The organism is Streptomyces tatrensis (assembly GCF_049310065.1).
Classification (GTDB): Bacteria; Actinomycetota; Actinomycetes; order Streptomycetales; family Streptomycetaceae; genus Streptomyces.
In genome coordinates this window covers 2,743,242-2,763,130 of record NZ_JBMDLB010000011.1, presented here as the reverse complement: position 1 = coordinate 2,763,130, position 19,889 = coordinate 2,743,242, and the positions used below count along the sequence as shown (strand labels likewise).

At 71.2% G+C, this 19,889-nt stretch carries 20 protein-coding genes and 1 riboswitch; of the genes, 10 read left to right on the top strand and 10 right to left on the bottom strand.

Annotation, left to right across the window (positions count from 1 at the left end):
- Positions 1-142: 142 nt before the first annotated feature.
- Entirely contained in the window at positions 143-2,053 is a 1,911-nt protein-coding gene (locus tag ACODT5_RS28225) for an anthranilate synthase family protein (protein ID WP_422521997.1), read from the bottom strand.
- A 303-nt stretch (positions 2,054-2,356) separates the two neighbouring features.
- On the opposite strand from ACODT5_RS28225, the gene ACODT5_RS28220 reads away from it, so the two are divergent.
- Both ACODT5_RS28220 and ACODT5_RS28215 read left to right on the top strand, forming a co-directional pair.
- Positions 2,357-3,721 carry a class II 3-deoxy-7-phosphoheptulonate synthase gene (locus tag ACODT5_RS28220; protein ID WP_385384057.1) on the top strand — a complete coding sequence of 455 codons (1,365 nt, stop codon included), beginning with the start codon at positions 2,357-2,359 and terminating at the stop codon, positions 3,719-3,721.
- A 162-nt stretch (positions 3,722-3,883) separates the two neighbouring features.
- Positions 3,884-4,150: a (2Fe-2S)-binding protein gene (locus ACODT5_RS28215; protein WP_266877117.1), complete on the top strand. Its 267-nt coding sequence runs from the start codon at positions 3,884-3,886 to the stop codon at positions 4,148-4,150.
- Positions 4,151-4,181: 31 nt separating this feature from the next.
- On the opposite strand, the gene bfr is transcribed toward ACODT5_RS28215, so the two are convergent.
- Positions 4,182-4,658: a bacterioferritin gene (bfr, locus tag ACODT5_RS28210; protein ID WP_112446344.1), complete on the bottom strand. Its 477-nt coding sequence runs from the start codon at positions 4,656-4,658 to the stop codon at positions 4,182-4,184.
- 177 nt (positions 4,659-4,835) lie between these two features.
- On the opposite strand from bfr, the gene ACODT5_RS28205 reads away from it, so the two are divergent.
- Positions 4,836-5,468 carry a sulfite oxidase-like oxidoreductase gene (locus ACODT5_RS28205; RefSeq protein ID WP_422521996.1) on the top strand — a complete coding sequence of 211 codons (633 nt, stop codon included), beginning with the start codon at positions 4,836-4,838 and terminating at the stop codon, positions 5,466-5,468.
- A 17-nt stretch (positions 5,469-5,485) separates the two neighbouring features.
- Here ACODT5_RS28205 and ACODT5_RS28200 read toward each other — a convergent pair whose 3' ends face one another.
- From ACODT5_RS28200 to ACODT5_RS28180, 5 genes are all read right to left on the bottom strand, one after another.
- Positions 5,486-6,052 (bottom strand): DUF4396 domain-containing protein, encoded by a 567-nt coding sequence (locus ACODT5_RS28200; RefSeq protein WP_422521995.1) that lies wholly within the window; start codon positions 6,050-6,052, stop codon positions 5,486-5,488.
- Between the two features lie 88 nt (positions 6,053-6,140).
- Complete coding sequence (locus ACODT5_RS28195) at positions 6,141-7,016, bottom strand: deoxyribonuclease IV (protein WP_422521994.1); 876 nt, start codon at positions 7,014-7,016, stop codon at positions 6,141-6,143.
- Between the two features lie 9 nt (positions 7,017-7,025).
- A complete protein-coding gene (pknB, locus tag ACODT5_RS28190; protein WP_422521993.1) occupies positions 7,026-8,972 on the bottom strand; it encodes a Stk1 family PASTA domain-containing Ser/Thr kinase in 1,947 nt (648 codons plus the stop codon).
- A gap of 100 nt (positions 8,973-9,072) precedes the next feature.
- Positions 9,073-10,275: an RNA-guided endonuclease InsQ/TnpB family protein gene (locus ACODT5_RS28185; RefSeq protein ID WP_422521992.1), complete on the bottom strand. Its 1,203-nt coding sequence runs from the start codon at positions 10,273-10,275 to the stop codon at positions 9,073-9,075.
- Positions 10,272-10,472 carry a hypothetical protein gene (locus ACODT5_RS28180; protein WP_422521991.1) on the bottom strand — a complete coding sequence of 67 codons (201 nt, stop codon included), beginning with the start codon at positions 10,470-10,472 and terminating at the stop codon, positions 10,272-10,274. Before ACODT5_RS28180 ends, ACODT5_RS28185 begins: the two co-directional genes overlap by 4 nt.
- Before the next feature lie 319 nt (positions 10,473-10,791).
- Between ACODT5_RS28180 and ACODT5_RS28175 the strand changes: the two genes are divergently transcribed.
- Together ACODT5_RS28175 and ACODT5_RS28170 are read left to right on the top strand one after the other, a co-directional pair.
- Complete coding sequence (locus ACODT5_RS28175; RefSeq protein WP_327252332.1) at positions 10,792-11,112, top strand: putative quinol monooxygenase; 321 nt, start codon at positions 10,792-10,794, stop codon at positions 11,110-11,112.
- Positions 11,109-12,347 (top strand): helix-turn-helix domain-containing protein, encoded by a 1,239-nt coding sequence (locus ACODT5_RS28170; RefSeq protein ID WP_422521990.1) that lies wholly within the window; start codon positions 11,109-11,111, stop codon positions 12,345-12,347. Before ACODT5_RS28175 ends, ACODT5_RS28170 begins: the two co-directional genes overlap by 4 nt.
- 327 nt (positions 12,348-12,674) lie before the next feature.
- On the opposite strand, the gene ACODT5_RS28165 is transcribed toward ACODT5_RS28170, so the two are convergent.
- From ACODT5_RS28165 to thiO, 3 genes are all read right to left on the bottom strand, one after another.
- Positions 12,675-13,487 (bottom strand): thiazole synthase, encoded by an 813-nt coding sequence (locus ACODT5_RS28165; RefSeq protein WP_422521989.1) that lies wholly within the window; start codon positions 13,485-13,487, stop codon positions 12,675-12,677.
- Positions 13,488-13,491: 4 nt separating this feature from the next.
- Positions 13,492-13,692 (bottom strand): sulfur carrier protein ThiS, encoded by a 201-nt coding sequence (thiS, locus tag ACODT5_RS28160; protein WP_422521988.1) that lies wholly within the window; start codon positions 13,690-13,692, stop codon positions 13,492-13,494.
- Positions 13,689-14,888: a glycine oxidase ThiO gene (gene thiO / locus ACODT5_RS28155; protein WP_422521987.1), complete on the bottom strand. Its 1,200-nt coding sequence runs from the start codon at positions 14,886-14,888 to the stop codon at positions 13,689-13,691. Before thiO ends, thiS begins: the two co-directional genes overlap by 4 nt.
- Positions 14,886-14,998: riboswitch (TPP riboswitch) on the bottom strand. It overlaps the preceding gene by 3 nt.
- A gap of 114 nt (positions 14,999-15,112) precedes the next feature.
- Here thiO and ACODT5_RS28150 point away from each other — a divergent pair.
- The 5 genes from ACODT5_RS28150 (at position 15,113) to ACODT5_RS28130 (ending at position 19,876) form a co-directional block, all read left to right on the top strand.
- On the top strand, positions 15,113-16,360 hold the full coding sequence (locus tag ACODT5_RS28150; RefSeq protein ID WP_422521986.1) for an NAD(P)/FAD-dependent oxidoreductase: 1,248 nt from the start codon (positions 15,113-15,115) through the stop codon (positions 16,358-16,360).
- 439 nt (positions 16,361-16,799) lie between these two features.
- The gene (locus tag ACODT5_RS28145) at positions 16,800-17,165 is read left to right on the top strand and encodes an Rv2175c family DNA-binding protein (protein ID WP_422521985.1); all 366 of its coding nucleotides are present in this window, start codon (positions 16,800-16,802) and stop codon (positions 17,163-17,165) included.
- An 88-nt stretch (positions 17,166-17,253) separates the two neighbouring features.
- Positions 17,254-17,904, top strand: coding sequence for a thiamine phosphate synthase (thiE, locus tag ACODT5_RS28140; protein WP_422521984.1), 651 nt, complete (start codon positions 17,254-17,256; stop codon positions 17,902-17,904).
- Positions 17,905-18,017: 113 nt separating this feature from the next.
- Entirely contained in the window at positions 18,018-18,932 is a 915-nt protein-coding gene (metF, locus tag ACODT5_RS28135; protein ID WP_422521983.1) for a methylenetetrahydrofolate reductase [NAD(P)H], read from the top strand.
- A 50-nt stretch (positions 18,933-18,982) separates the two neighbouring features.
- Positions 18,983-19,876 (top strand): hypothetical protein, encoded by an 894-nt coding sequence (locus ACODT5_RS28130; protein WP_422521982.1) that lies wholly within the window; start codon positions 18,983-18,985, stop codon positions 19,874-19,876.
- The last annotated feature ends 13 nt before the right edge of the window (positions 19,877-19,889 follow it).

Below are 19,889 nucleotides of genomic sequence, written 5' to 3'. Positions count from 1 at the left end.
CTGCGCGGCACAATCCAGCCCACGTCGGCCACATCCAGCCTCGCCGGCGTTTGAGGCGCGGGGTCTGGGGCGGAGCCCCAGGGAACGGGCGAAGGGCGGGTAGGGGACCTCAGCCCGCGCAGCGCCCCGCCGCCCCCGGTGGCTATGCCGGAGCCGGGGCGCGGAGGGCGGCGATCAGGTCGCGGACGACCTCCGCACCCCGCAGGGTCAGGACCGACTCCGGGTGGAACTGGACCCCCGCGAAGCCGCCGGAGGCGGAGCGCAGCGCGTGGACCTCACCCGTCGCGAGGTCCCGGGAGACCTCGATGCCCCGCAGGGCCAGGGACCGCTCCCGCTCCGCGGAGCAGTGCGCCGCGTACGTGTTGTAGAAGCCGACGACCTCCTCGGCCCCGAACAGCGGGATCCGCGTCTGCGCCCCCTGCGCCGGCTCCGCCTTGCGGACCAGCGGGAGCCCCAGCTCGGCGGCGAGCAGCTGGTGGCTGAGGCAGACCCCGAGCAGCCCGCCGCGGTGCGAGGTCAGGAGCTCCGCCGTCAGCTCGCGCATCGCCCGGATCTTCGGGTCGTCGAAGTCCCCCGGGTCGCCCGGGCCGGGGCCGAGCACGATCGGCCCGTCCCAGGCCAGGGCGGCCGCCCGCAGCCCCGGATCGTCGTAGCGGCGTACGGTCACCTCCAGCCCGGCCACCCGCAGCACGTGCCCCAGCATCGAGGTGAAGGTGTCCTCCCCGTCGACCACCAGCGCGTGGCCCGTCACCTGCGCCGGCCGCTCCTGCATCCGCAGCCAGAACGGCGCCAGGTCCTCGCGGCGCGCCGCCAGGGCCGCCTGCACCCGGGGGTCGTCGGCCAGCCGCGGCCCGCTGAAGGAGGGCCGCACCGCCGCCGGGCGCACGCCCAGCGCAGCCAGCACCCCGGCCGCCTTCGCGTGCGTCTCCGCCACCTCGCCCGCCGGGTCCGAGTGCCGTACGAGGGTGGCCCCGACGGGCACCCGCAGCGCGCCGTCCGGGGCGATGTCCGCCGTGCGGATGAGGATGGGGGAGTCGAGGGTCTGGGCGCCCGAGGCGTCCAGGCCCAGCAGGGCCAGCGCGCCCGCGTAGTAGCCGCGGCCGCCCGTCTCGTACCGCTCGATGACCCGGCAGGCGTTCTGCACCGGCGATCCGGTCACCGTCGCCGCGAACATCGTCTCCTTCAGGACCTCGCGGACGTCCAGCGAGGAGCGGCCGCGCAGTTCGTACTCGGTGTGCGCGAGGTGCGCCATCTCCTTGAGCCGGGGACCGACGACCACCCCGCCCATGTCCCCGACCGTGCACATCATCTTGAGCTCCTCGTCCACCACCATGGACAGCTCCTCGGTCTCCTTGCGGTCGCCGAGGAAGGTGAGGAGGGAGTCGGCCGTCGGCCCCCCGGCCGGATAGCGGTACGTACCGCTGATCGGGTTCATCACGACCGTGCCCCCGGACATCCGCACGTGCACCTCGGGACTGGCCCCGACGAGGGTGCGGTCCCCGGTGTGGACCACGTACGTCCAGTACGCGCCCCGCTCGCCCTCCAGCAACCGCCGGAACAGCGCCAGGGCGTCGGCGCGGCCGAAGCCCTCGATCCGGCCCTCGTAGGTGCGCCGGATGACGAAGTTCGCGCCCTCGCCCCGGCCGATCTCGTCCTCGATGACCCGCCGGACGGTGTCCGCGTACTCGGCGTCGGGGACGTCGAAGCCGCCGTCGTCGACCCGTACCTCGTGGGCCGGCAGCGCGGCCAGCGCCTCCGCGAGCGGGATCTCGTACGCCTCGTCGGCGACCAGCACGCTCAGCGGCGTGCCGTCGTCGCGCACGTCGAACCCGCGCTCCAGCATCTGCCGGAAGGGGACGAGCGCCAGGGCGGGACGCTCGCCGACGGGCAGGTCGGCCAGGTGCTCGGCCTCGTGGACCGGGCCGATCAGCAGCTCGACGGTGTCGTGGTCGCGGCCGGGCGTGCGGCGGCGCAGCAGTGCGAAGGGCGGGCAGGCGTCGTCGAGCAGACGGCCAAGGAGCGGGTGCGTGTGCGAATGCGGGTGCGCGTGCATGGAGTGGGCGTCCTATCCGGTATTCGGAGGGAGGGACGGCCGGTGTTCCAGCGGCTGTGTTGACTCACAGAACGCGGAAGGCCGCCCCTCGGGGCGGCCTTCGTTTCGCTCGTGTCTTCAGGTACGCGCGAGAAGTGGGCCGCCGGGAGCGGGCCACCACCAGTTCTGGTTCGAGTGCGCGTACATGTCGAGAACCCTAGCCCACCGGTCCGGCCAGGGCTGGTAAACGGGTGAGTAACACAGGGAGAGACATCCGTCTCACGTAGTGGTCGGCGACCGGGAGGCGCGGTGTGACGCCGTAATGTGTGTGGGGTGACCGTGAACGCAGAAACCCAAGCCCCCGCCTCCAAGGCGACCTGGCGAGACCTTCCCGCGGCGCAGCAGCCTTCGTACCCCGATGCCGAGGCCCTGCGCGCTGTCGTCGCGGACCTCGAGTCGTATCCCCCCCTCGTTTTCGCGGGCGAATGCGACCAGCTGCGCGCCCGTCTGGGAGCCGTCGCCAAGGGCGAGGCGTTCCTGCTGCAGGGTGGCGACTGTGCCGAGGCCTTCGATGCCGTCTCCGCCGACCACATCCGCGCCAAGCTCAAGACGCTGCTCCAGATGAGTGCCGTCCTGACGTACGCGGCCTCCGTGCCGGTCGTCAAGGTCGGCCGCATCGCGGGCCAGTACTCCAAGCCCCGCTCCAAGGACACCGAGACCCGCGACGGCATCACCCTGCCGACCTACCGCGGCGACTCCGTGAACGGCTTCGCCTTCACCGAGGCCTCCCGCGTCCCGGACCCCGAGCGCCTCAAGCGCATGTACCACGCCTCGGCCTCCACGCTGAACCTGGTGCGCGCCTTCACCACCGGCGGTTACGCCGACCTGCGCCAGGTGCACGCCTGGAACCAGGACTTCGTGAAGAACTCCCCGTCCGGGCAGCGCTACGAGCAGCTCGCGCGGGAGATCGACAACGCGCTGAACTTCATGAAGGCCTGTGGCACCGACCCGGCGGAGTTCAAGGCCGTCGAGTTCTACGCCTCCCACGAGGCGCTGCTCCTCGACTACGAGGGCGCCCTCACCCGTACGGACTCGCGCACCGGCAAGCTGTACGACACCTCCGGCCACATGGTCTGGATCGGTGAGCGCACCCGCCAGCTGGACCACGCGCACATCGAGTTCTGCTCGCAGATCGCCAACCCGATCGGCATCAAGCTCGGCCCCACCACCACGGTGGACGAGGCGCTCACCTACATCGACCGCCTCGACCCCGAGCGCGAGCCGGGCCGGCTGACCTTCGTCGTGCGCATGGGCGCCGACAAGGTCCGCGACAAGCTCCCCGAGCTCGTCGAGAAGGTCACCGCTTCCGGTGCGACCGTCGCCTGGGTCACCGACCCGATGCACGGCAACACCTTCGAGGCGGCCTCCGGCCACAAGACGCGCCGTTTCGACGACGTGCTCGACGAGGTCAAGGGCTTCTTCGAGGTCCACAAGGGCCTCGGCACCCACCCGGGCGGCATCCACGTCGAGCTCACCGGTGACGATGTCACCGAGTGCGTGGGCGGCGGCGACGAGATCTTCGTCGACGACCTGCACCAGCGCTACGAGACGGCCTGTGACCCGCGCCTGAACCGCAGCCAGTCCCTGGACCTGGCCTTCCTCGTCGCCGAGATGTACCGCGACCAGTAGGCGTAGGCGCAGTGTGAGCACCTCATGACGATGGGGCGCGGATCGAATGTGATCCGCGCCCCATCGTCGTTCCCGGCTCTTTTAGGGAACCCTAAGTTTGGGTATGGTTAGGTAAGCCTCACCGAATAGGGGATGGCTCGCCGAACCATTCCTGCCAGGGAGGTGAACCGCGTGTACGTCTGCTCTTGTTTCGGGATCACCGACAAGCAGGTCAAGGACCACGCGGCCGCCGGGGCCTGCACCCCCCGCCAGATCGCCTCGGCCACGAAGGCCGGCACCGACTGCGGGTCCTGTGTACGGACCATCCAGGGCCTCCTCGGCCGCGGGGCCTGCCCGCGCCGTGAGCTGCTGGAGAAGGGCGACGCCGCCGCCGTGCTCGCCGCGGACCCGCTGGTACCCGCGGGCGCGGAGCTCGCCGAAGCCGCGTAGGACGCCTCCCAAAGGACCAGGCCGGTACGGACTAGCTCGGCTGCTCGATGAGCTGCGCGATGTAGAGCGCCTCGCCGATGGACTCGATGAGCTCCAGCTGGGTGTCGAGGTAGTCGATGTGGTGCTCCTCGTCCTCCAGGATCTCCTCGAAGAGCCGCGCCGAGGTGACGTCACCCTTGCCGCGCATGACCTCGATGCCGCGCTTGAGGCGGTCGATCGCCTCGACCTCGACCTGCCGGTCGGCCTGGAACATCTCCGTCAGCGTCTGGCCCACGCGGACGTGGAAGAGGCGCTGGTAGTTCGGCAGACCGTCGAGCATCAGGATGCGCTCGGTGATCTTGTCCGCGTGCTTCATCTCATCGATGGACTCTTCGCGCGTGTACTTGGCGAGCTTCGTCCAACCCTTGTTGTCCTGGATCCGGTAGTGGAGCCAGTACTGGTTGATCGCCGTGAGCTCGCCGGTCAGCTGCTCGTTCAGGAATTCAAGGACCTCGGGGTCGCCCTGCATCGCAGAGGCTCCTTCCAAAGCAATGTCACAGCAATGTGACGGGGCAGGTGCGCGCATCCTTGCACCGCCGCAGGAGGCCGTCCAGTAAGTGCCTCCTTAGTGGGAGTTACCGCGACTTGCCCGAAATCCGGGCGAAGCTGGTCATGACCACCCCGCCAAGTCTGTCACCATGGAGACATGGGTCAGCCGGAAAGCCGGGAATCTCCGGGATCAGAGCAACTGGAGCTTCCCCCGGGGCAGCGGTTGCAGCGAGGCTGGCCGGTCACCCACTACGGGCCGGTACCCAAGTTCAAGCCCGAGCGCTGGGAGTTCCGCGTCTTCGGCGCGACGGCCGACGGTGAGAAGCACTGCTGGAACCACGAGGAGTTCGCGGCCCTGCCGTTCGACTCCGTCGAGGCGGACCTGCACTGCGTGACGAAGTTCAGCATGACCGGTGCCGAATGGGGCGGCGTGCTCGCCCGCACGCTCCTCGCCCTCGCTCCGCCGTCCCCGCAGGTCACGCACGTGATGGTGTGGGCCGAGTACGGCTTCAGCTCCAACATGCGCCTCGCGGACTTCGCCTCCGAGCGGGCCGTCTTCGCCACCCACCAGGGCGGTGAACTCCTCACCGCGGAGCACGGTTTCCCGCTCCGGCTGGTCGTGCCGCACCTCTACGCGTGGAAGGGCCCCAAGTGGGTCCGCGGCATCGAGTACATGACCGCCGACCGCCGCGGCTTCTGGGAGGAGCGCGGCTACCACAACATCGGCGACCCCTGGCGTGAGCAGCGCTACTCGTACCAGGAGGAGCCGGGGGACGGTCCCGAGCTGTAGCTCATCGGTTCGGTGGCTCAGTGGTGGTACTGGTGGACCACGGCGTGGCCCTTGCCGCGGCCGATCATCCACTTGTTGACCGGCGTCGTGACGACGAAGGCCACCGCGAAGGCGATCGCGAGCGCCGTCCAGAACAGCGCGTCCGACAGCATCGCGTCCATGGCTCCGGGCCAGAGCAGGATCACCCCGTTGTCGATCACTTCCATGACGGCGATCGAAAGGGTGTCCGCCGCCAACGCCACCCGGATGGCCGTACGGAAGTCCAGGCCTGCGGCGCGGATCCCGCGCAGGGTGAACGCGTAGCCGAAGAAGAACGCGAGGGCGATCGCGAGGGTCATGGTCGGGGCGTTCCCCCAGCCGAGCGCGGTGCCGATGACCATGCCGAGCACCTCGCCGATGGCGCACCCGGTGAGGCAGTGGAGGGTGGCCTGTGCGGCGGCGGCCCAGGTGACCTTCCCGCCCCCGGCGGCGGTGTGGCCGTGGCCGTGAGCGTCGTCGTGGCTGTGGCTGTGGCTGTGGCCGTGGCTGTGGTTGTGACCGTGGTCGTGCTGGTCTCCGTGCTGCTGCTCGTGCGCGTGTTCCATGACAACCCCCTGGCGAGGAACGCCGGATAGCGGCTCTGTCGGTCGATATGACAGAACCGTATACCCCCCAGGGGTATTCCTCAACAGGTCAGCCGAGCGCGCGGAGCTCCTTCAGCAGCGCCACGTCCGCCGCGTGCCCTTCCTTGCCGCCCGGTGTCTCGGTGATCAGCGGTACGCCCTCCATCGCCGGATGCGTGAACAGTTCGGCGAAGGCGTCCCGGCCGATGTGGCCCTGCCCGATGTTCTCGTGCCGGTCCTTGTGGGCGCCCACGCCCTCCTTGGAGTCGTTGGCGTGCACCAGCTTCAGCCGGCCCTCGCCCACCGTGTCCACCAGCAGGTCAAGGGTCTGCTTCGTCCCGCCCGGCTCCGCCAGATCGTGCCCGGCCGCGAAGATGTGGCAGGTGTCGAGGCAGATCCCGAGCATCGAATGGCGGTCGAGGGCGTCGAAGTACGGGCCGAACTCCTCGGCGGTCGAACACAGCGAGGAACCCTGCCCGGCCGTGGACTCCAGCAGCAGGAAGGGGTCGTCGTCGTGCGTCAGCTCGTCCAGCAGCGGCAGCATGTGCTCCCTGATCTGCGCGTACGCCGCCTCGCGCGGTCGCCCGCCGGTCGCCGAGCCGGTGTGCACGACCACCCCCAGCGCGCCGATCGCACGGGCCCGGCGCAGCGAGTGCCGCAGTGATTCCACGGACTTCAGGGCGGTCGCCTCGGTGTGGGAGCCGAAGTTGATCAGGTACGGGGCGTGGACGTAGGCCGGGATCCCCTCGGCCCCGCAGGCCTCGCGGAACAGCTCGTCCTGCGCCGGATTGCCGACCGGGGTGGCCCAGCCGCGCGGATTGGCGACGAAGACCTGGACGGCCTCGGCGCCCATCTCGCGGGCGTACGCCAGCCCGACCGAGGCGAGCCCGCCCGCGACGGGCACGTGCCCGCCGACTGGATTGCGGCCCGTTGAATTGTTGTTCATGGCGTGCTGTTACAGCCCCTTGGTCCTGATGGTGATCGTGCTGCCCTCGGCGGCGTTCTGGCCCGCGGGGACCGACTGGGATTCGACGGTGTTGCTGAAGGAGAGGAAGGGCTTGTCGACCTTGACCGTGAAGCCCAGCCCCTCCAGGGTCGCCCGGGCCGCGTCGGCCTCCTGGCCGGTGACGTCCGGGACCGGGATCTGGCGGGGGCCCTTGGACACGGTGAGGGTGACGGTGTCGCCCGCGGCGGCCTGGGTGCCCGCGCCGATCGACTGGTTGGCGACCGTACCGGCGGGGGAGGGGGAGTTGACCTGCTCCGGGGCCGTCTCCACCTTCAGGCCGAGGCCCTCCAGGGTGGAACGGGCCTGGTCGAGGGAAGTGCCCGTGACGCGGGGGACCGGCACCGGGCGGCCCTTGCTGACCACCATCGCGACCAGGGTGTCGAGCGCCCGCTTCTGGCCGCCGCCCGGGTCCGTGCTGATCACCGAGCCCTGCGCGACGTCCTGGCTGAAGGCCTGGGTGACGGCGCCCGGCGTCAGGCCGGCCGAGGTCAGCTCGGCCTTCGCGGCCTCCAGGGGCTTGCCCTTGAGGTCGGGAACCATGATGACCTCGGGGCCGCGCGAGACGGTGAGCGTCACCGCGCCGTTGCCGCGGATGCGCTTGCCGCCGGCGGGGTCCGTGTTCATCACGGTCCCCTTGTCGAAGGCCGCGCTGAACTTCCGGTCGACCCGCTTCACCCCGAGCCCGGCCGCCGACAGCTGGGACTTGGCCTCCGCCTCGGTCTTCCCGAGCAGGTTCGGGACCTTGGTGAACTGGCCGGAGCTGATGTACCAGACCCCCGTACCGAGGCCCAGGCAGAGCAGGACGCCGAGCACGGTGAGCAGGACGCCGGGACGGCGGATCCGCGAGGCGGCCGGCGCTGGGGGCAGGGGCGGAGCGGTGAGCCGGGAGGTGTGGGACACGGGCTCGGAGTGCGAGGCGTGCGAGGTGTGCGCGGCATGTGAGCCGTGTGAGCCGTGCGAGGGCACCGGGCGGGGGATCACGCTGGTTCGGTCCTCGGCGGCGGTCCGCTCGGCGGCCCGGGCCTGCGGCGGTACGGCGTCCAGCTCGGCGTCGCCGAGCTGGGCACGGGCGTCCATGGCCAGCCCGAGGAGGGCGGCGGCGTCGTAGGGACGCAGATCGGGGTTGCGCGCGGTGGCCTGGGCGACGAGCTCGTCCAGCGCGGCGGGCAGCCCGGGGACGGCGGCCGACGGGGGCGGGACGTCCTCGTTGAGGTGCTGGTAGAGCACCTGGGCGGGGTTGGAGCCGGTGTGCGGCTTGGAGCCGGCGAGCATCTCGTAGAAGACGACGCCGCAGGCGTAGACGTCCACGCGGGTGTCGGTGACGCCGTTCTCGATCTGCTCGGGCGCGAGGTAGGAGACGGTGCCGAGGACGGACCCGGTGGTGTTGGTCACGGAGTCCACGGACCGGACCAGCCCGAAGTCGGCCACCTTGACCCGGCCGTCGTCGCCGATCAGCACGTTCTCGGGCTTCATGTCCCGGTGTACGAAGCCGGCGCGGTGCGCGGCGCCGAGGGCGGCGAGCACCGGTTCGAGGATGTCGAGGGCCGCGCGGGGCTGGAGCGCGCCGCGCTCGCGGAGCACGTCGCGCAGGGTGCAGCCGGAGACGTACTCCATGGCGAGGTACGTGTACGGGCCGTGCGTGCCCTGGTCGAAGACGGCCACGACGTTGGGGTGGGCCAGGCGGGCCACGGACTTGGCCTCCCGGATGAACCGGTCGACGAAGCCGGGGTCGGCGGCGAGGGCCGGGTGCATCACCTTCAGGGCGAGCACGCGGTCCAGGCGGGTGTCGACGGCCCGGTAGACCGTGGCCATGCCGCCGGCCGCGATGCGGGCGTCCACGCGGTAGCGGCCGTCGAGCGTCTGCCCGACGAGGGGGTCATCCAGGGTCGTGTCCACCCGGCGATTCTACGAGGGCCGGGTGGGGCCCTGTCCCGGGCCGGGGCGGTTGCAGCCCACCTTTGAATCCTCCCCGCCCTGAGGGGCGGGGATTCCTGGCTCACGCAGCCTGGCGGCCCAGCGGGCTGTCAGGTCTTCCACGATCGGCACCAGCCGGGTTGAGACCAGCCCGGACCAGCATCACGCGGGCGGAGTTCTTGTCCCTGGGGGACGCGGCTCCGCATGCGGTGCAGGTGTAGGTACGTTCTGAGAGCGGTAGTGCGTGCTTGGTTCTCGCTCCGCACTGTGCGCAGTCCATGGTGGTGTGCGCGGGATGGACGAGGTGCACGATGCGCCCGTGCTTGCGGGCCATGGCGATCAGTACCGACTTGGTGGCGGTAATCGCGGCGTCGGCGGCCTTGCGGGCCATGGTCGACTTGGCGAGGAACTTCGGCCGGAAGTCTTCCACGGCCAACGCGTCATGATGGCGGACCACGGACTTAGCCCACTTGCGGCCGGTGTCCTGGCGCTGCCGGGCTACCTTCTTGTGGAGCTTCGCCGTCAACTTCTTCGCGGCCCGGTAGCCCCGCGAACCGGGCTTGCCCTTGGCCGGTTTCCGGCGGGCCATCATCCGCTGGTAGTGGGCGAGCCCGGCGGCGGCCTTCCGCCCGTGCTCCTGGTGCGGGAGGTCGTGGGCGTCGCTGGTGGTGGTCGCGATCTCCCGCACACCCCAGTCGATGCCGATCACCGCGCCCGTCTCCGGGAGCGGCTGGACTTCGGTGCAGACGACGAAGGACGCGTACCAGTGGCCGAGGCTGTCGCGGTAGATCCGCACCGACGACGGGTCCGCCGGGAGTGCGCGGGACCACACCACCCTCAGGCTGATCCCGCCCGTGACGTGCAGGCGGCCATCCTTGATCCGGAAACCGCGACGGGTGTAATTGAGCGTGGGATCGGCATGGGACTTCTTCTTGAACTTCGGCATCCCCGCCCGCTGCCGCATCGGCAACCGGGCCTTGATGTCCTTGAGCGCCTTGGCCCGGGACTTCCCGAAGTCCCGGATCAGCTGCTGCTGCGGAACACTGCTGCCATCGCGCAACCACGCATTCATGGTGCGGGTTTCGGTCAGCATCTTGTCCAGTCGTGCGGGACCGCACTTCTCGTTCTCGGTGTGGGCTTTCTTCGACCGAGCGGTGCATTCGTTCCAGATCCACCGGCACCGGTCCCACTCACCCAACAGCTTGGCGAGCGCGGTCGACGACACGCGAAGCCGGTAGGTGAACCGGGCGTGCCCGGTCTCTTCCGTTTCCTGAGATGCCGTCACGCCGTCAACCTAACCGTGGTGAACTCGCGGCCGGACGCGTCGCGGATTTGGGCCGGCTCCATCGAGCGCTCGTGGGTGACGGAGTCTGAGACGCTCTTGTGGATCATGGCCATGAACTCCCCCTCATTGCCGCAAGCGAGGTCGCGGACACGGTGGCGCAGAAGCCGATGAGGGACGTACTCGTAGCGCTCACTCATCCGACGCTCCCTCAAAGGTGCTGAGGAAGCGCTCCCAGCCGACCAGCGCACGATCGAGTAGGTCCGTACTGGGCTCGACAGCTGCGACCACCGCGGCCGGGGGTGCGTCTGAGGTGCTCACTGTCTCGGAGGCCGAGGTGTCTATGGGGAGCTGACGCATGTGCGCGTTTCCTTTGCGTAGCAGGGGAGCGCCCCCGATCGCGCTGGGTAGCAGCTCGACTACGAAGCTACTCGCAGTAATGCTGTGAGTCAAGAAACTCTGCTACTCGCAGAAATTCTGTGCACCTGCGAGACTGGCCGCGACTCGAAGGGAGCACGTATGAGCGAGGGATTCGGCCTGGTCGTGCGCTTCTCGCTGCGCGACCAGGAAGCCGCGACGGCATTCGATGAGCTGTGTGCAACCACCCTGGAGGGCATCAAGAGCGCAGAGCCGGGCACGCTGGTCTATGTGGTGCACGTACCGGAGGGCGATCCTCTAGCGCGAGTGTTCTACGAGCTGTATGCGGATCGCGCCGCGTTCGACGTCCACGAGGCGCAGTCGCACACGAAGTACTTCCTCGCCGAACGGGAGCAGTACCTTGCCGGTGTCGAGGTCACCTTCCTCGACGTGACCGGCGGGAAGGTGACAGCGCAGCAGTGAGTTCCGAGGAGCGGCGTGCCTTTGGCGCGCGAGTGGCCGATCTGCGAAAGCAGCGGAGTATGACGCAGGGGGAACTCGCCACGGCCATCGGCCGTACGGCGAGCTGGCTGTCCCAGGTCGAGCGGGGCATCCAGCCGGTGAACCGTTTGGACGTGCTGAGGCTCCTCGCTGACGGCCTTGGCGTGCCGCTCCAGGTGCTGCAGCCCGATGCCCCAGCCCCGGCAGAGGCAGAGACTGCATCCGAACCAGACGCGAACGATCTCGATCAGGCTCGTCTGGTGCTCTCCGGGCACTCTGCGCTCGATGTCCTCCTGAACCCGCGGCAGGACTTCAGATCGGATTCCCTTACCGAACTTCGAGCATCGGTTGACAGGATCTGGGAGCTCACGCACGGCGGTCAGTTCGCCGAACTGAGTGCGGCCATAAGCTCGTCGGTTCCGGTGCTGGAGCGGGCCGTGCGAACGGCGCCGGATGAGTACCTACCCGAATTGCACGATCTGCTGGCCAGAATTTACCAAGCCCTGTCTGCGGCTTTCGTTCGCCAGAACGAGGCGGATGCTGCATGGGTTGCGGCGGATCGGGCGATCCGCGAGGCGGAGCTTTCCGGCAGTACCCTCGGCGTCTTCGCTGGGATCTACCGCCTCTGCCACGCCTTCGTTCGTCTGAAGCGCCTCGACCAGGCCGAGCACACTGCCGCCACGGCGGTCAGCGCCCTCCTGCATCATGTCGAGAGCAACGAGCCCACACCTCAACACCTCTCCGTGCTGGGATCGCTGCACCTGATGCTGGCACTCGTGCACGCCCGCTCGGGCGAGAGGGCGTCGACACGGCGGCAGATCGACGCCGCCCGAAGCGTCGCCAGTCTGCTGGGCGAGAACCGTAACGACTTCAATCTTGAATTCGGTCCCACGAATGTGGAGATCCAGGCTGTCTCGACCGCAGTCGAGCTCGGCGATGCCGGCGAGGCGCTCGACATTGCGAATGGACTCCGCATGGACGGTCTGTCCTCCGAGCGGCAGGCGCGTCTGCTGATGGACCTCGGCCGAGCCCACGCGCAACGTCGCCAGTATGCCGACTCGCTCGACTGCCTGCTGCGCGCCGAGGAGCTGGCACCCGAGGTGATCCACACTCATGCGGCGGCCCGGGCAGTTGTGCGTGACCTCGTACTCGTCGCGGGCCGGACCGCGCCAGACGGCCTCCGTGCACTGGCGGAGCGTACGGACAGCCTTGCATGAGTGCCACGACGCGGCGGAAGTCAACCTCCTCACCATGCGGTGAGGGCGTGGTTCCAGACGTCAGCCCCGGACGGGCCGGAGTCTGCCCCTACCCGCAACCCCAAACCCTTTCCGGTTCCGGCCGGCGTGGATCCCGCTTCTCCGCGGTTCCGCCGCGCTGGGCGGTCCGGTCCCGCCCCGGCCCCGAGGGGGGCGGGTGGGCAGCCACCGGGCCGGGGTGGAACGCGAGGGGGCGAGGGCCCCGCACACGCGGGAACCCCACCGCCCCGGAACCCGTACCGCCCGACGTCACGGACCCCGTACCGCGCGGGAACCCGTACCGCTCCCTCAGAACGCCGGGCGTTCCGGGTCGAGGGCGGCGCGGCCCTCCACCGGGGAGGAGGCTTCCGCGAAGCGGCGCTGGGGGATGCGGCCCGCGCGGTGGGCCAGGCGGCCCGCCGACACCGCGTCCCGCATGGCCGCGGCCATCAGGACGGGGAGCTGCGCCCGGGTCACCGCCGAGGCGAGCATGACCGCCGCGCAGCCCAGTTCCATGGCCAGGGCCACGTCCGAGGCCGTTCCGGCCCCCGCGTCCAGGATGACCGGGACCCCGGCCCGCTCGGTGATCAGCTCGAAGTTGTGCGGGTTGCGGATGCCCATGCCGGAGCCGATGGGGGAGCCGAGCGGCATGATCGCCGCGCAGCCCACGTCCTCCAGTTTGCGGGCGAGGACCGGGTCGTCGTTCGTGTACGGGAGGACCGTGAAGCCCTCGTCGACCAGGACCTCCGCGGCGTCGAGCAGCTCGACCCCGTCCGGGAGGAGGGTGCGTTCGTCCGCGACGACCTCCAGCTTGATCCAGTCCGTGCCCAGGGCCTCCCGGGCCAGCCGGGCCGTCAGCACGGCCTCGCCGGCCGTGAAGCAGCCCGCGGTGTTCGGCAGGACCGAGATGCCGAGGCGGGTCAGGACGGACAGGACCGAGCCCTGGACCGTCGGGTCGAGGCGCCGCATCGCGACCGTGGTGAGTTCGGTGCCGGACGCGACCAGCGCCCGTTCCAGGATGTCCAGGCTCGGCGCCCCGCCGGTGCCCATGATCAGGCGCGAGGAGAAGGTCCGGCCGGCGAGGGTGAAGGCGTCGTTGGAGATGTCGCACGTGTCCGCCATCTGTTCAGCCTCCCTGGACCGCGGTGAGGACCTCGACGCGGTCGCCGTCGGTCACGGAGGTGTAGGGCCACTGGCCGCGCGGCACCACGGTCTCGTTGAGGGCGGCCGCGACCCCCTTGGTGGCTGCGGTCAGGGTGGCGACCACCGTGGCCAGCATGGTCCCGTCCGCGATCTCGCGCGGCTCGCCGTTGACGGAAATGGTCATGCGAACGACTCCTGTCGCGTGAGGGTGGACGCGAGGGCGAAACGGCGCGGGGTGAAGGGGCGGGCGATCTCCGGCAGTTCGCCGGTGGTCAGCAGGTCCGCCATCACGTCCCCGGTCAGCGGGGTCAGCAGGACCCCGTTGCGGTAGTGCCCGGTGGCCAGGTGCAGCCCGGGGAGTTCGGTCGGGCCGAGCAGGGGGGCGTTGTCCGGCGATCCGGGCCGCAGTCCGGCCCGGGTTTCCACCAGGGGGAGTTCGGTGATCCCGGGCACCAGCTCGTGGGCGTCGCGCAGGAGTTCGTAGACCCCGCCCGCGGTGACGGTGGTGTCCCAGCCGAGTTCCTCGCTGGTGGCGCCGAGGACGAGCTCGCCGTTCTCGCGCGGCACCAGGTAGACGTGGCTGCCGCGCACGACGGCCCGTACGGTCCGCGACAGGAACGGGGCGTAGGACTGTGGCACCGCGAGGCGCAGCACCTGCCCCTTCACCGGCCGTACGGGGGCCACGGCCTCGGGCGGTACGCCGTCCAGCCGGCCGCTGAGCGAGCCCGCGGCCAGCACCACCTGGTCGGCGCGCAGCTCCGTGGCGTGCGTGTCGTCGAGGACCGCGCCGCAGGCCCGGTCGGCGGTGGTGAGCAGTCGCGCCGCCCCGGCGCGGTGCAGGTCGACCCCGGCCCGTTCGCAGGCGGCCAGCAGGGCGGCTGCGAGGCGGCGGGGATCGACCTGGTGGTCGCCGTCCACGCGCAGGCCGCCGCGGACGCCCGGAGCCAGCATCGGTTCCAGGCGGCGGCACTCGCGGCCGGTCAGCCACTCGGACTCCAGGCCGCAGCGGCGCTGGAGGGCGTGCAGCTCGCGCAGGTGCAGCCGGTCGTCGGCGTCGAGGGCGACGGCCAGGGTGCCGCAGGCGCGGTAGCCGATGTCCATGCCGCCGCTGGCTTCGGCGAGCTCGGCGGCGAACTCGGGGTAGCGGGCGGCGGAGGCGAGGTTGAGCCCGAGCAGGGTCTCCTCGCCGTAGTGCAGCTCGGTGACGGCGGCGAGCATGCCGGCCGCGACCTGGGCGGCGCCGCCGCCGGGGGCCGGATCGGCCAGCGCGGTGCGCAGCCCGCGCCGGGCCGCCCGCCAGGCGGTGACCAGGCCGATGATGCCGCCCCCGATGACGAGCACGTCGTAGCCGGGACTCCGGCCGTTTCGAAATGAATGCATGGGCGTCCAGCCCCTCCCTTCGCCGGCATGACCCGGATCAGGTTCGTACGGTCGGAGGCCGGCCAGCCTCCCTCTCAGCCCGGTGCGCCCGGACTCCCGCGATAGGTTCGGTGCCAGAGTAACGCCGAGGCCGACGGCCGGTAAGGCTGCCTCCCCGGTGCCGGTTCCCGGCGGGTTTGAGACGCCTGTTCCTGACGGACCGTCAGTTGATTAGGCTGGGCCGCGTGAGCGAGCAGACGCAACAGCAGACGCGGCAGGCGGAAGACACCCGGCACGGCGTGGTGATCGTCGGCGCCGGCATGGCCGGGGTCCAGACCGCGGTCGCCCTCCGGGAACAGGGCTGGGCCGGCCCCGTCACCCTCCTGGGAGCCGAACCCCACCAGCCCTACGACCGGCCCCCGCTGTCCAAGGCGGTGCTCCTCGGCAAGGCCGAGGACTCGGCCTTCGACGTCGACTTCGAGGAGCTCGGCATCGAGCTCCGGCTGGGGGTCGAGGTCACCGGGCTGCGGGCCACCGACCGGGAGGTGGACACCGAGGCGGGCCCGGTCCCGTACGAGTTCCTCGTGCTGGCCACCGGGGCCCTCCCGCTGACCCTGCCCGGCGCGGCGGGCGTCCCGGGGGTGCACCTGCTGCGCACCCTGGACGACGCGGCCCGGCTGCGGCCCGTACTGGCGGCCTCCTCGGCGGTGGTCGTGGTCGGGGCCGGATGGATCGGCGCGGAGTTCGCCACCGCCGCCCGCGAGGCGGGCTGCGCGGTGACCGTGGTCGAGGCGGCGGACCGGGTCCTGGCGGGCGCGTTGCCGGCGGAGGTCGCCGAGCCGATGGGGCGCTGGTACGCCCAGGCGGGCGCCGAGCTGCTGACCGGCGCGCGGGTGGCTTCCGTGGAGCCGGGCCGGGTCCTGCTGGCCGACGGGCGGGAGCTGCCCGCGGAGGCGGTGGTGGTGGGCATCGGCGCGCGGCCGGCCACCGGATGGCTGGCCGGATCCGGCGTGGAGCTCGGGCCGGACGGAGCGGTCACCGCCGACGCGTGGCTGCGCACCTCCGTGCCCGGGGTGTACGCCGTGGGGGACTGCGCCTCCTTCCCGTCGGCGCGCTACGGGTCCCGGCTGCTGGTGCACCACTGGGACAACGCGCTCCAGGGCCCGCGGGTGGTGGCGGCGGACATCCTGGCCGGGGGGTCGGGGGAGCAGGTCTACGACCCGGTCCCGTACTTCTGGTCGGAGCAGTTCGGCCGCTTCGTGCAGTACGCGGGCCACCACGGCGACGCGGAGCCCCCGCTGTGGCGCGGTGACCCGGAGGCCGACACCTGGTCGGTGTGCTGGCTGCGGGAGGGCCGGCTGGTCGCGGTCCTCGCGGTGGGGCGCCCGCGCGACCTGGCCCAGGGGCGCCGCCTCATCGAGTCGGGCGCCCTCGTGGACCCGGCGAAGGTCGCCGACCCGGCGGTCGCCCTGAAGTCGACGCTACTCGGCTGACCCGACGCCGTCCCGGCCGGGGCGCGAGCCGGGGACCGGGGGCTGGGGGCCGGCGGCCCCGGTGGCCCCGCCAGGTCCGGCCGGGCCCGGCTCCCGGCCCGGCTCCCGCGGGGGAAGTCCCCTACCCGCCCTTCGCCCGTTCCCCGGGCTGCGCCCGGACCCGCCCCGGGGGCTGTGCCCCGGACCTCGTGCGGGCTGCGCCCGGACCCTCCCCGGACTCCGCTCAGGGTTCCCCGGGCTGCGCCCGGACCCGTTCCCGGCTCGTCCTCGGGCGGGCATCCGGTCGGGTTCCGGGATCGATCAGGCCCGTACCCGTCCGGTTCCCGGCCCGCCCGGGCCCGCGCCCGGCCCTGTCTCCGGCCCCGGATACGGGGCCCCCGCGCCCCGGACGGGGCCGCTCGGGTACCGGCAGTCAGTCCGAGATGGCAGGCTTGTGCTCGTGACCGAGATTGACGCAAAGATCGATGCCCTTGTTCCCGCCTGGCTGTACCTCCCCGACATCGCGGAGATGCTCGACATCGAAGTGACCAAGGTTCGCCAGCTGGTCAAGGAAGGTCAGCTGCTCGCGGTGCGCCGCGGCGAGAACCGCTCCCTCCAGGTCCCCGCGGCCTTCATCGACGGAGACAAGATCGTCAAGGGGTTGGTCGGCCTGCTGACCGTGCTCCGCGACGACCGCTTCACCGACGTGGAGATCCTGGAGTGGCTCTTCACCGCCGACGAGACCCTGCCCGGCACCCCCGTGCAGGCGCTGAGCGAGAATCGCGGCACGGAGGTGAAGCGCCGCGCTCAGGCGCTCGCCCTCTGACCTGATTCCGCCTCAAGCGCGGTGTGCGGGCCCCGGCCGGGGCCCGCACACCGCGTACGTACGTACGACACACCACCCGGGGGTACCCATGTCCGCCATCGCCGCCCAGCTGTCCGATGCCCGGCTCTACCTGTGCACGGACGCCCGCAAGCGGCAGGGCGACCTCCCTCAGTTCCTGGACGCCGTCCTCGCCGGCGGGGTGGACATCGTCCAGCTCCGCGACAAGGGCATGGAGGCGGGCGAGGAGCTGGAGCACCTCCAGGTCTTCGCCGAAGCGGCCCGCCGCCACGGCAAGCTGCTCGCCGTCAACGACCGGGCCGACGTCGCGCACGCCATCGGCTCGGACGTGCTGCACCTCGGCCAGGGCGACATCCCGGTGCCCGCCGCCCGCGCCATCCTGGGCCGGGAGGTCCTCATCGGACGCTCCTGCCACTCGGAGGCGGAGGTGGACGCGGCCGTCGCCGAGCCCGGCGTGGACTACTTCTGCACCGGCCCCTGCTGGCCCACCCCCACCAAGCCCGGCCGGTTCGCCCCCGGACTCGGCCTCGTCCGGCACGCGGCCTCCCTCGCCCAGGACCGGCCGTGGTTCGCCATCGGCGGGATCGACGCGGGGAATCTGGACGAAGTACTGGACGCCGGAGCCTCCCGCGTCGTGGTCGTACGGGCCCTCACCGAGGCCTCCGACCCCGGCGCCGCCGCCGCTGACCTCGCCAAGCGGGTCCGCGCCCGGCTCGGCTAGCGGGTCCCGGGCGGCCCCGGCCGCCCGCACCGCTCCACCCCCGGCGTCTCATTTCCGCGTCCAATCCGTGGACAACGCTTCGATGGACACCGGACCGCGTCTAACCTCCCCGTATGGCCCTTGGTACCTCTTCCACCTGGTCGGACCGTGCACACACGGTCCGCGACCTCATCGCGTCCGGGCGCTCGTACTCCTTCGAGTTCTGGGCCCCCAAGACGGAGAAGGGCGAGCGCAACCTCTGGAACGCGCTGCGCCGGGTCGAGGCAGTGGCCCCGAGCTTCGTCTCCGTCACGTACGGGGCCGGCGGTTCCACCCGTGGCGGCACCGTCCGCGCCACCGAGCAGATCGCCGCGGACACCACCCTGACCCCGGTCGCCCACCTCACCGCCGTCGACCACTCGATCGCCGAGCTGCGCAACGTCATCGGGCAGTTCGCCGACGCGGGCATCCGCAACATGCTGGTCGTGCGCGGAGACCCGCCCGGCAACCCCATGGGCGAGTGGGTGGCGCACCCCGAGGGCGTGCACTACGCGGCCGACCTGGTCCGGCTGGTCAAGGAGTCCGGCGACTTCTGCGTCGGCGTCGCGGCCTTCCCCGAGATGCACCCGCGCTCCTCGGACTGGGACACGGACATCCGGCACTTCGTGGACAAGTGCCGCGCGGGCGCCGACTATGCGATCACACAGATGTTCTTCCATCCGGAGCACTACCTCCGGATGCGCGACAGCGTCGAGAAGGCGGGCTGCGAGACCCCGATCATCCCCGAGGTCATGCCTGTTGTGAACATCAAGCAGTTCGACCGGCTCCCGCAACTCACCAACGCAATCTTCCCTGCGGCCGTGAAAGAGCGCATGCTCGCGGTCAAGGACGACGCGGCCGCTGTACGCTCCATTGGCATCGAGTTCGCCACGGAGTTCTGCGCGCGGCTGCTGTCCGAGGGTGTCCCGGGGCTGCACTTCATCACGCTGAACAATTCCACGGCGACGCTCGAGATCTACGAGAACTTGGGCCTGCACCAGCGGGCCTGACCGGCCGGCCCCGTTCCCCGCGCGGGCGGCCGTACCGAGAGGGGCCCCGCATGGGAATGACGGTCCTCTACATCGCGTTCGGTTTCGTCGCGCTGTGGCTGCTTGCCGAGGTCCTGATGCAGTACAAGGCCCGGCTGCGCTGGCGCCTGCTCGCCTTCGCCGGGTTCGTCGGCGTGGTCGCCGGCGTCGTGCTGCCTTCGGTCCTCGTCATCGGGGCCGGAGCCGTCGCCTTCGCGGTGGGCCAGACGCTGGTGACCCTCTCCTTCCGCAAGGGCTTCGTGTCCGGCTGGGCGCTGCGCCGCGGCAAGGCCCCCGAGCCCGAGGTCCCGCAGGGCCGGCGCCGCCGGGCCGGCGGCGCACCGCGCCCGGAGCCGGCCCTGGAGGTGACGGCCCTGGAGTATGGGCCCGACCAGGTCGAGGACGAGGACTCCGGCGAGGAGTCCGGCGCGTTCACCGCGGGGCCGGTGCGCGAGCAGGTCCAGGAGTACTACGCCGAGCAGCCGGCCGCCTCGTACGGGATGCCCGGCGAGACGAGCGCCTTCGTCTCCCCGTTCGTCCCGGAGCAGGACGCCCACCAGTACGCGGCGTACTACGACCCGCAGACCCAGGGCGGCTACGACTACACCACCGGCTATCCGGCCCCCGGCGAGCAGCAGGTCTACGCCGCCTACTCGGACCCGTACATCGGCACCGGCGGAGCCGTCGCCCCGCAGCAGCCGTACGGCTACGCGCCCCCCTACGGCGGCTACGCCCCGGACCCCTACGCCCCGGACCCGTACGCGACCGGGCAGCAGGAGCAGTACTCCATGGACACCCCGCCCGGCGGCGTCTGGGTCCCGCAGCAGCGCGACGCGAACCAGCCCTACCCGGCGGAGGAGCCGCAGCAGCAGCCGTACCCGTATCCGTACCAGGGCACGGGCGAGTACGAGCAGTACCGCTACTGAGGACCTGATCCGC

Bases quoted from the DNA above. Each gene is read 5' to 3' on its own strand.
- metF (WP_422521983.1), top strand. From the start codon at position 18,018: ATGGCCCTTGGTACCTCTTCCACCTGGTCGGACCGTGCACACACGGTC.
- ACODT5_RS28200 (WP_422521995.1), bottom strand. From the start codon at position 6,052: ATGGAACACGCGCACGAGCAGCAGCACGGAGACCAGCACGACCACGGT.
- thiS (WP_422521988.1), bottom strand. From the start codon at position 13,692: ATGACCATTTCCGTCAACGGCGAGCCGCGCGAGATCGCGGACGGGACC.
- ACODT5_RS28205 (WP_422521996.1), top strand. From the start codon at position 4,836: ATGGGTCAGCCGGAAAGCCGGGAATCTCCGGGATCAGAGCAACTGGAG.
- ACODT5_RS28165 (WP_422521989.1), bottom strand. From the start codon at position 13,487: ATGGCGGACACGTGCGACATCTCCAACGACGCCTTCACCCTCGCCGGC.
- ACODT5_RS28130 (WP_422521982.1), top strand. From the start codon at position 18,983: ATGGGAATGACGGTCCTCTACATCGCGTTCGGTTTCGTCGCGCTGTGG.
- ACODT5_RS28195 (WP_422521994.1), bottom strand. From the start codon at position 7,016: ATGAACAACAATTCAACGGGCCGCAATCCAGTCGGCGGGCACGTGCCC.
- thiE (WP_422521984.1), top strand. From the start codon at position 17,254: ATGTCCGCCATCGCCGCCCAGCTGTCCGATGCCCGGCTCTACCTGTGC.
- ACODT5_RS28175 (WP_327252332.1), top strand. From the start codon at position 10,792: ATGAGCGAGGGATTCGGCCTGGTCGTGCGCTTCTCGCTGCGCGACCAG.
- thiO (WP_422521987.1), bottom strand. From the start codon at position 14,888: ATGCATTCATTTCGAAACGGCCGGAGTCCCGGCTACGACGTGCTCGTC.
- ACODT5_RS28225 (WP_422521997.1), bottom strand. From the start codon at position 2,053: ATGCACGCGCACCCGCATTCGCACACGCACCCGCTCCTTGGCCGTCTG.
- bfr (WP_112446344.1), bottom strand. From the start codon at position 4,658: ATGCAGGGCGACCCCGAGGTCCTTGAATTCCTGAACGAGCAGCTGACC.
- ACODT5_RS28180 (WP_422521991.1), bottom strand. From the start codon at position 10,472: ATGAGTGAGCGCTACGAGTACGTCCCTCATCGGCTTCTGCGCCACCGT.